Raw genomic sequence first — 6,257 nt, 5'->3', positions numbered from 1 at the left:
TTTCGTTGGACGGCTGGAGAACAATGTTTATATGGCCTCATTTGGGTAATACAATTTTTAATACCCTAGTCGTGTCAACGGTGGCTTCCTTTGCTGTCGTGGTTCTTTCTTATGCCGTGGCGCACGTTGTGGTGAGAACTAATGCCCCTTTCAGGAGATTCCTGGACTTACTGGCTTTTTCAATCCACGGAGTGCCTGGAATTGTTCTAGGGATCTCGCTCGTGTGGTTTTCGCTCTATCTGGACAAGCTTCTTCCTTTTAATATCTACGGAACGATATGGCCTATAGCGATTGGGTTCACCATCGTTTTCCTGCCATTTGGCACCAGAGCCAGTACTGCCGGGCTTCTTCAAATTCATAAGGAGCTGGAAGAGGCAGGCTCTATCAGCGGCGCTTCAAATTGGTACGTCCTTATCAAAATAACATTCCCTCTATTATTGGGGACATTTATGATCGTTTGGTTATGGACATTCGGGCATGTTTTCAGGATGACAGGATTGCCGTTGATGCTTTTTGGAAGCGAGGTCGTGGCAGGTTATACCGTTGCCATTCGCATCGTTATCTTTTCAATTTTGCCGTCATGGGGTATGAGCAATGCCGCAGCAACATTGATGGGGCAAAACCTTGGCGCTAAAAAACCCGAGCGCGCGGAAAAATCTGTCTGGATTGCCGGGCATGTAAACATGTTCTTTCTTTCTTGCCTTGCGCTGATCTTTATTATATTCCCTGAATTTCTGGTTGGGATTTTTTCCAAGGATCCAAAGCTCATCGCTGTTGGCTCTCAATGTCTGCGCTATATTAGTTTCTGTTACCCGATTTACGCTTATGGTATGGTGATGGTTCAGGCGTTTAACGGGGCCGGGGATACGACCACACCAACGGTTATAAATTTCATCTGCTTTTGGCTTTTTGAGCTTCCCGTTGCTTATTTGCTTGCTTTGATCTTAGGGTTTGATGCAAGAGGGGTTTATTTGGCGATTACTCTTGCGGCTGGCCTGTTTGGAGTGGTTGGAATATTTCTTTTCCGGCGCGGCACCTGGAAGACACGGGAGGTGTGAATAAAGAAGGTCTTCGGTAAAAAATATAAAGGATATTTTATGAAGAACAAAGATTTAAAAAGACACTTTGAAGCAATAGGAGCAAAAGTCAAATTTCACTTGACAGAAAAGGTCCGAGGGCGATGGGATCAATCTTCAGACCATTTTACTATTGGTATTCAAGTTGATAAAAACGGTGAATATTTTGATATAGTTCAAGGAGGTGACGCGCCGGAGTTCGAGCTTTTACAGGCTCAGCCAAAAACGCAACACTTGTTGCTTTATACAAAGGAGGGTCAACGTTTTTTGTGTGGACATGACGAGCGGCATTGGTTTGTAGCAGCTATCGGAGGTAAAGTTAGTACAGTACGCGCGGCTAAACAATCATTGCTGCCAAAAGCTATTTGGAAGCAAGTGAAGCATTTACCTCCTCGGGAGGTTGATAATAGACGAAATGCAGTTTTCAAGCGTCAAGGTGAATGGTTTTTTGTGAAGACCAATCGCAAAGTGCCAAAATCTTTGATACATAAAAACGAATTTTTGCAACGAAATGGTGGTAGCAAATCACATATTTGCCAAGAAATATATCGCGAAGGAGGTGGATTAGTTTACATTGTTGGCAACAAGGAAATGGACGAAAAAGAATATTCAAAACGAAAGAAATCGGACCCAACTTTTGACAAAGGTAAATTGAAAACATTTGTTAGAAATCCAAGTGTTTATGCTCGAGGGTACATTAAGCACGAAGATCATGCAACCATTAGGCTTGAATGCTGGCATCGTGTTTTTATAAACGCGGAGTTTACCACATCCGCTGTTTCATTTTTAGATTAAAAAATGGGAAAAGTTCGTAAAGAAATCATTCATACACTCAAACTTGGTGCGCCGCTGGTTGCCGCCCAGCTCATGCAAATGTCCATGAATGTTGCAGATACAATCATGGCGGGAAATTTCAGCGCAGAAGCATTGGCGGCAATTGCCGTGGGCAACAGCCTTTGGGTCCCTATCTTACTTTCTGTGCTCGGGACGCTTTTAGCTATAAACCCAATTGTTGCTCAGCTCTTTGGAGGCGGCAAAAAAGAACAAATCGGGAAGAACCTCTGGCAAAGTCTTTGGCTTGGTGTATTCCTGTCGATACCAAGCTTTTTCATGCTTCGTAATATGACCATTGTCATGGATTTTTTTAATATCCGGCCCGAAATCATTCCAACCACACTTGGTTATTTAAATGCAATTTCCTGGTGCATTCCGGCGCAATTTTGTTACTTTGCGCTCCGGTTTTTTAACGAAGGCATCCACATAACCAAACCCAGCATGTATTTTGCCATCATCGGCTCGATCATAAATATTTTTGCTAATTATGTTTTCATGTTCGGTCACCTTGGATTCCCGGCAATGGGCCCCGTTGGCACTGGCTGGGCAACGACCCTGGTTTGGTGGATAATTTTGATTGGGATGATTCTTTTTACTTTTCGCAAGAAAATCCGTCAGGATTTTCAAATTCTGCATAGCTTTGACTGGCCGCATTGGAAGTCCCTGAAAGAAATTTTAAAAATAGGCATTCCCAATGGGTTCAGCTTCGGGATTGAAGTGACCATGTTCGCTGTGACAGCTTTGATCATCGGTTCGATGGGCGTCAACCAGGTAGCGGCACATCAGGTTACTATAAACTTTGCGGCACTGGCTTTCATGATTCCACTGGGGCTCTCTTTTGCAATAACAGCAAGAGTAGGCTTTGCAGTTGGGAAAAAAGAGTTGGATGAAGCAAGGTTCATCGGCTATATCGGCATCGCTATTTCAACGCTGGTCATGTGTCTAACCGCCTTGCTCATGCTCACGCTTCCGGAAGTCATCATTGGCGTTTATACCAAAGAAGATGACGTCGCCCGGATTGCCGTTAACCTGCTGTTTTTTGCCGCAATTTTTCAAATTTCCGATGGTTTGCAAGTCAGCGGGCAGGCTGCACTCAGGGGCTTAAAAGACACCAAAATTCCGATGTTAGTCAATTTCGTCGCTTATTGGGTTGTTGGCTTACCGCTCGGTTATTTACTTGGAATTAACTATGCTCTCGGCCCGGCGGGGTTGTGGATAGGGCTTATTATAGGGTTGAGCGTTGCAGCTGTACTACACAATCTGCGGTTTTATCTTCTGACGAATGGGGAGAGGCTTCAGCGATTTGCGACTGTCTGAAAACTTCGGGTGTCAAATTAAGCATTGATTGGGCTAATTGACACCGCAAGATTTTGGTCAACCGCCACGAAGTGATTGACCGGAACTTCGTGCCAATCTTTTTTTACATCCGTGAGTTTTTCGGAAACGATAAGCACCGCATGTTGAGATGGATCAGCCTGCACCATCTCACAAACGCCGTCATTGCAGTCATACCTGCTCCCTTCTGAATGATACAGCGTGTTCGCCTTGACGCCTGCTCCGGAAACATATCGGGTCGCGATCATAAACTCGCCATTGGTAATTGCAACATTGAGGAGCACCGGCTCATTGACTCCGTTTTTCTTAAGAATTTCTTTTAGTTGCACAAGCGTTTCCTCAAGTGTCGCTACAAAATTCTCGCTGGTTTGCTCACCTCCGTTTTTTAGCAAGTTATCTAAAAACAGGGCGAAGAAGTGTTCCGAATCCGTTTCACCCTGAATCCAATCGTAAATTTCATCGGAGAGTCCCATGCGCAAAGTCCTTTTAATCTTGCGAAATCCGCCAATGTCTCCGTTGTGCATAAACAGCAAGTTTTTGTAATCAAACGGATGGCAGTTATTTTCAGATACATTTCCCTTGCTCGCCGCTCTGATGTGAGCAAAGATACAATTTGAGCGAATCTTTCGGGCAATGCTGCGTAAGTTTCTGTTATTCCAGGCAGGCTGAATGGAGACAAAACTCGCGGGGGTGGACTCAATCTCTTGTGCATACCAACCAACTCCAAATCCGTCACCATTCAAGGGTTCTTCCCTCTCCTGGGCATGGTAACTTTGGTGAATCAAAGAATTCTTCGGTTCGTACAAAAGTTTACTCATTGAAATCGGCGCGCCCCGATAGGCGAGAAATCGACACATTTCATACTCCTCTATTTATTTTGCAGTTTTCAGAAAGTAATAACTTGAAATTCATTTTTCAATAGCGTAATTTAACCTGACATTTCATAGCGTAGCTGTAGATAATCTATTTGGAGGTCTTTAGTTCTTTCGACATAAATGTCGAGTTACACCAAATTACAAAAAATTTCATAAAAAAAGGAGGCGTTATGTGTTTTAAAAAAAGATTTTTCACTTTCATTTTCACTGCACATATTTTATTGATTGGTTTCGCTTGCCAACGAAAGCAAATTGATCCGGCGGAAAATCCCAAAGGCCTGGTTGAAGAAATGGTCGCGGCTATTGGTGGAATTGATAAGCTACACTCGCTCAAAGATGTCGAGTACACCTACACTTACCAGGATTTAACAACAGACCAGAAAGACGTGTCCATTGAGAGATACATCTTTGACGGCGAGCTTTCCTGGGCCAAGTTTGAGACCCGCGAAAAAGCCGTGCTGCCTCAAATTTCCGGAGAGATAATTCAGGGATATAACGGCAGCGAATCCTGGATGATGATTGATGGCAAACTTGTCGAGGATGACCCGCAAAAGGCTAAATTTTGTGACTTCTTACGGAAGACCAACTACTACTGGTTTACAATGATGTTCAAGCTGCTCGATCCCGGTCTGAATTACGAATACAACGGCACCAAAAATGTCAATGGAACTGATTACGACCTGGTCAAAATCGCATTCGGCGAGGGAATAGGAGATGCTCAAGATACCTACGTGCTTTACATCAATCCGGAAACAAAACTGGTGGACCAATTCTTGTTTACGGTGATGGATTTTGGCGTCGCTGAACCCCGTTTGATGAAAGTCGAATATGAAGAAGTCCAGGGCGTAAAATTACCGACAAAAAGAAAATACGTGAAAGCAAACTGGGAAGGCGAACCGCAAGACGACGAGTGGACCGCTGAGATTTCGACGAACATCAAATTCAATAATGGCTTTGATCGCAGCATGTTCGAGAAGCCGACGACTTAAATGAGAATACCGATTCCATCGCTTGAAGCGATGGAATCGGTAAATTCCTGAAAATGAAATTTTTAGACCTGGAAAATTGGCACAGAAAAGAGCTGTTCTACTTTTTTAGAGATACGAACAGCCATTCTTTAACATCTGTGCCCCTGTGGATGTGACGTCGCTGGTGAAGTTTACTAAAGAGAGCGATTTCTTTCTTTAAGGCGTCTCTTTATTTATCTTTAAAAGCAGCAAATGAAATCGAACCGTTTCGTTACAGAATTCGAGAAAACAAAGTAATTGTGCATGAACTGATTGACGGCGGTTCCACGGTTTTAAACGAGGATGAGACCTTTAGCTTCAGTTATTTTGATTACGATCCAAATTTTAAAAAATTCGAAGAGAAGGCAACCAAAGAATTAGAACGGATCGCCGGTCAGGAAAAATCAGTCAACCCTGCAGATGAACGAGATGACCTCATTCACTACTCAATGATTCCCTGGATTTCTTTTACCAGTTTTGCCCATGCCCGCAAACCTGGGAAAGAGGATTCGGTTCCCAAAATCGTTTTCGGAAAATACACTGAACAAAATGACTTGATTAAAATGCCGGTTTCCGTAGAAGTTCATCATTCTTTGATGGACGGAATTCATGTTGGAAAATTCTTCGAGCTTTTTCAGGTTTATCTTAGTGCGCCTGAAAAGTTTTTGAGTACATGAAGTTAATATTTTTATTTTTCTTTCAGATACTTGACAATTAATGATACTTTCGTTTTTTTTAAAAAACCCACCTTGAGTTTCTTTAATTTTTTTACAAGTTAAAATCTCTCAAAAAAATCGGGGAGATAAATTTGCCTGAATTTCTAAATGACTATTATTTGGCAGGTGCTGTTGCAGCCTTCGCGCATGAGCTTATGTATTGGACAAACGTCTTACGCAGAAAGCAGCCGGTCAGACCCATTCTGCTTTTGATGTCTCTATTTTATGTGCTTGTGGGGGGCGTTTTGGCAGGTTTGGCAGCGAAACAAGGCGGTAAGTTCGCAACCATTCCCATGGCCCTCGGCATCGGGTATTTATGGAACGAATTCTTGAAAGGTCTTTCAGGCGTTGTGGTTGCTGTCAGCAAGTCAGCCAAGATTTTAGAAGAAAAAGTCTCCGGTGGCGACGGCACAC

Annotated in this window: 7 protein-coding genes; 6 read left to right on the top strand and 1 reads right to left on the bottom strand. The window is 43.2% G+C overall.

Annotated features, from left to right (window positions below):
• Positions 1-71: 71 nt before the first annotated feature.
• From IH879_17775 to IH879_17765, 3 genes are read left to right on the top strand one after another with little or no spacing between them, the layout of a single operon-like run.
• Entirely contained in the window at positions 72-1,058 is a 987-nt protein-coding gene (locus IH879_17775) for an ABC transporter permease subunit (protein ID MCH7676772.1), read from the top strand.
• A 39-nt stretch (positions 1,059-1,097) separates the two neighbouring features.
• On the top strand, positions 1,098-1,871 hold the full coding sequence (locus IH879_17770; protein ID MCH7676771.1) for a hypothetical protein: 774 nt from the start codon (positions 1,098-1,100) through the stop codon (positions 1,869-1,871).
• A 3-nt stretch (positions 1,872-1,874) separates the two neighbouring features.
• The gene (locus IH879_17765) at positions 1,875-3,227 is read left to right on the top strand and encodes an MATE family efflux transporter (GenBank protein ID MCH7676770.1); all 1,353 of its coding nucleotides are present in this window, start codon (positions 1,875-1,877) and stop codon (positions 3,225-3,227) included.
• A gap of 17 nt (positions 3,228-3,244) precedes the next feature.
• On the opposite strand, the gene IH879_17760 is transcribed toward IH879_17765, so the two are convergent.
• The gene (locus IH879_17760; protein MCH7676769.1) at positions 3,245-4,102 is read right to left on the bottom strand and encodes a class II glutamine amidotransferase; all 858 of its coding nucleotides are present in this window, start codon (positions 4,100-4,102) and stop codon (positions 3,245-3,247) included.
• A gap of 188 nt (positions 4,103-4,290) precedes the next feature.
• Between IH879_17760 and IH879_17755 the strand changes: the two genes are divergently transcribed.
• From IH879_17755 to IH879_17745, 3 genes are all read left to right on the top strand, one after another.
• Entirely contained in the window at positions 4,291-5,109 is an 819-nt protein-coding gene (locus tag IH879_17755; GenBank protein ID MCH7676768.1) for a hypothetical protein, read from the top strand.
• A 185-nt stretch (positions 5,110-5,294) separates the two neighbouring features.
• Positions 5,295-5,804, top strand: a complete 510-nt coding sequence (locus IH879_17750) for a chloramphenicol acetyltransferase (protein ID MCH7676767.1) — start codon at positions 5,295-5,297, stop codon at positions 5,802-5,804.
• A gap of 131 nt (positions 5,805-5,935) precedes the next feature.
• A partial coding sequence (locus tag IH879_17745) for a hypothetical protein (GenBank protein MCH7676766.1) occupies positions 5,936-6,257 on the top strand: 322 nt, incomplete at its 3' end.

The organism is candidate division KSB1 bacterium (assembly GCA_022562085.1).
Taxonomy (GTDB): Bacteria; Zhuqueibacterota; Zhuqueibacteria; order Oceanimicrobiales; family Oceanimicrobiaceae; genus Oceanimicrobium.
Note: the sequence above shows the minus strand (reverse complement) of the source record. Positions and strands in the feature narration are given on the sequence as shown.

Coding starts and splice junctions, on each gene's coding strand:
- IH879_17770 (MCH7676771.1), top strand. CDS start 1,098: ATGAAGAACAAAGATTTAAAAAGACACTTTGAAGCAATAGGAGCAAAA.
- IH879_17765 (MCH7676770.1), top strand. CDS start 1,875: ATGGGAAAAGTTCGTAAAGAAATCATTCATACACTCAAACTTGGTGCG.
- IH879_17760 (MCH7676769.1), bottom strand. CDS start 4,102: ATGTGTCGATTTCTCGCCTATCGGGGCGCGCCGATTTCAATGAGTAAA.
- IH879_17755 (MCH7676768.1), top strand. CDS start 4,291: ATGTGTTTTAAAAAAAGATTTTTCACTTTCATTTTCACTGCACATATT.